This is a genomic window from Arthrobacter sp. Y3223166, assembly GCF_059090935.1.
In genome coordinates this window covers 1-3,725 of sequence record NZ_JBNHGE010000076.1, presented here as the reverse complement: position 1 = coordinate 3,725, position 3,725 = coordinate 1, and the positions used below count along the sequence as shown (strand labels likewise).

General features: G+C 56.7%; 2 rRNA genes. Both read left to right on the top strand.

Going from position 1 to position 3,725, the window contains the following annotated elements:
• Positions 1–180: 180 nt before the first annotated feature.
• A 16S ribosomal RNA gene (locus AC5RUH_RS16485) occupies positions 181–1,704 on the top strand.
• 480 nt (positions 1,705–2,184) lie between these two features.
• Positions 2,185–3,725, top strand: a 23S ribosomal RNA gene (locus AC5RUH_RS16480); the annotation flags it as partial.

Below are 3,725 nucleotides of genomic sequence, written 5' to 3'. Positions count from 1 at the left end.
TGCTCCTGTTGTTTGAGAACTCAATAGTGTGCCAAGTTTGTTGATACCAATTATTTATTGGTTGAAAGTGCCGTGGCGTGCCGCCCCTGTGGTGTGTCGCGGTTTTATCAGCCTGGTTTGAATTTAGTGCAGTGTCTTCGGTCGTTTTCCCGGCCGTTGGTGCTGTGTCTGTTTGAAACATTAACGGAGAGTTTGATCCTGGCTCAGGACGAACGCTGGCGGCGTGCTTAACACATGCAAGTCGAACGATGATCCGGTGCTTGCACCGGGGATTAGTGGCGAACGGGTGAGTAACACGTGAGTAACCTGCCCTTGACTCTGGGATAAGCCTGGGAAACCGGGTCTAATACCGGATATGACCTGTCACCGCATGGTGGCGGGTGGAAAGATTTTTCGGTCATGGATGGACTCGCGGCCTATCAGCTTGTTGGTGGGGTAATGGCCTACCAAGGCGACGACGGGTAGCCGGCCTGAGAGGGTGACCGGCCACACTGGGACTGAGACACGGCCCAGACTCCTACGGGAGGCAGCAGTGGGGAATATTGCACAATGGGCGAAAGCCTGATGCAGCGACGCCGCGTGAGGGATGAATGCCTTCGGGTTGTAAACCTCTTTCAGCAGGGAAGAAGCGAAAGTGACGGTACCTGCAGAAGAAGCGCCGGCTAACTACGTGCCAGCAGCCGCGGTAATACGTAGGGCGCAAGCGTTGTCCGGAATTATTGGGCGTAAAGAGCTCGTAGGCGGTTTGTCGCGTCTGCTGTGAAAGCCCGGGGCTCAACCCCGGGTCTGCAGTGGGTACGGGCAGACTAGAGTGCAGTAGGGGAGACTGGAATTCCTGGTGTAGCGGTGAAATGCGCAGATATCAGGAGGAACACCGATGGCGAAGGCAGGTCTCTGGGCTGTAACTGACGCTGAGGAGCGAAAGCATGGGGAGCGAACAGGATTAGATACCCTGGTAGTCCATGCCGTAAACGTTGGGCACTAGGTGTGGGGGACATTCCACGTTTTCCGCGCCGTAGCTAACGCATTAAGTGCCCCGCCTGGGGAGTACGGCCGCAAGGCTAAAACTCAAAGGAATTGACGGGGGCCCGCACAAGCGGCGGAGCATGCGGATTAATTCGATGCAACGCGAAGAACCTTACCAAGGCTTGACATGGGCCGGATCGGGCTGGAAACAGTCCTTCCCTTCGGGGCCGGTTCACAGGTGGTGCATGGTTGTCGTCAGCTCGTGTCGTGAGATGTTGGGTTAAGTCCCGCAACGAGCGCAACCCTCGTTCCATGTTGCCAGCGCGTAATGGCGGGGACTCATGGGAGACTGCCGGGGTCAACTCGGAGGAAGGTGGGGACGACGTCAAATCATCATGCCCCTTATGTCTTGGGCTTCACGCATGCTACAATGGCCGGTACAATGGGTTGCGATACTGTGAGGTGGAGCTAATCCCAAAAAGCCGGTCTCAGTTCGGATTGGGGTCTGCAACTCGACCCCATGAAGTCGGAGTCGCTAGTAATCGCAGATCAGCAACGCTGCGGTGAATACGTTCCCGGGCCTTGTACACACCGCCCGTCAAGTCACGAAAGTTGGTAACACCCGAAGCCGGTGGCCTAACCCCTTGTGGGAGGGAGCCGTCGAAGGTGGGACCGGCGATTGGGACTAAGTCGTAACAAGGTAGCCGTACCGGAAGGTGCGGCTGGATCACCTCCTTTCTAAGGAGCTTCCTCGAACCTTTCCTGGCCTGTCATAGTGCGGGTTGGGTGGTTTGCAGGGCAAGCCCGTTGCGGACGCGTCTGTTGTCCGGCGGGTGCTCATGGGTGGAATATCAACGGATTCGGTGTCTTTCGCGGTTGGCCGCATGCTAAGTACGGTGCCCTTCGGGGTGTTTGGAACGTGTGTGGTTGGTTTCGCGGGGGATGTCTTTTGGCACACTGTTGGGTCCTGAGGCAACAGGACCTTATTCTTGCAGCGATGTGAGGAGAGGGAAGAAGTTGGTTCCTCTTGTTTCCTGCGCTTGCCGCGCCGGCCGCCCCTTGTGGGGTGGCGGGGGTGGGGGTGACGGGGTTGTTGTTTGAGAACTACATAGTGGACGCGAGCATCTTAAAGCAATTTTTTTGATGAACCTGGTGGCTGACTGTCTTTGTGACGGTTGGTTGTCCTGGTTCTCTCGAATAGCTGATTTTGATCTTTGTGGTCAAGTTTTTAAGAGCACACGGTGGATGCCTTGGCATCAGGAGCCGAAGAAGGACGTGGGAATCTGCGATAAGCCTGGGGGAGTTGATAACCGAACGGTGATCCCAGGATGTCCGAATGGGGAAACCCCGCCCGGCGCGCGAGTGACCGGGTGACCCGTACCTGAACACATAGGGTGCGTGGAGGGAACGCGGGGAAGTGAAACATCTCAGTACCCGCAGGAAGAGAAAACAACAGTGATTCCGTCAGTAGTGGCGAGCGAACGCGGAAGAGGCCAAACCGGTCCATGTGTGATAGCCGGCGGGCGTTGCATGGCCGGGGTTGCGGGACTTTCCGCTGCTGTTCTGCCGGACAGCGAAAGTGAGTGCGTGCGTATAGGTGAACGGTCTTGAAAGGCCGGCCGGAGAAGGTGTAAGCCCTGTAACCGTAATGCGTGACGCCGCTTGGAGAGTATCCCAAGTAGCACGGGGCCCGAGAAATCCCGTGCGAATCTGCCAGGACCACCTGGTAAGCCTGAATACTACCTGATGACCGATAGCGGACAAGTACCGTGAGGGAAAGGTGAAAAGTACCCCGGGAGGGGAGTGAAACAGTACCTGAAACCGTGTGCTTACAATCCGTCGGAGCAGCCTTAGTAGCTGTGACGGCGTGCCTTTTGAAGAATGAGCCTGCGAGTTAGTGTTACGTCGCGAGGTTAACCCGTGTGGGGAAGCCGTAGCGAAAGCGAGTCTGAACAGGGCGTTGCAGTGGCGTGATCTAGACCCGAAGCGGAGTGATCTACCCATGGCCAGGTTGAAGCGCGTGTAAGAGCGCGTGGAGGACCGAACCCACTTCAGTTGAAAATGGAGGGGATGAGCTGTGGGTAGGGGTGAAAGGCCAATCAAACTCCGTGATAGCTGGTTCTCCCCGAAATGCATTTAGGTGCAGCGTTGCGTGTTTCTTGCCGGAGGTAGAGCTACTGGATGGCCGATGGGCCCTACAAGGTTACTGACGTCAGCCAAACTCCGAATGCCGGCAAGTGAGAGCGCAGCAGTGAGACTGTGGGGGATAAGCTTCATAGTCGAGAGGGAAACAGCCCAGACCACCAACTAAGGCCCCTAAGCGTGTGCTAAGTGGAAAAGGATGTGGAGTTGCCCAGACAACCAGGAGGTTGGCTTAGAAGCAGCCACCCTTGAAAGAGTGCGTAATAGCTCACTGGTCAAGTGATTCCGCGCCGACAATGTAGCGGGGCTCAAGTACACCGCCGAAGTTGTGGCATCAGCGTATTATCCAAGCCTTCGTGGTTCAGGAGCGCTGGTGGGTAGGGGAGCGTCGTGTGGGCAGTGAAGCTGCGGCGGAAGCCAGTGGTGGAGCCTACACGAGTGAGAATGCAGGCATGAGTAGCGAAAGACGGGTGGGAAACCCGTCCGCCGAATGATCAAGGGTTCCAGGGTCAAGCTAATCTGCCCTGGGTAAGTCGGGACCTAAGGCGAGGCCGACAGGCGTAGTCGATGGACAACGGGTTGATATTCCCGTACCGGCGAAAAACCGCCCATGCCAA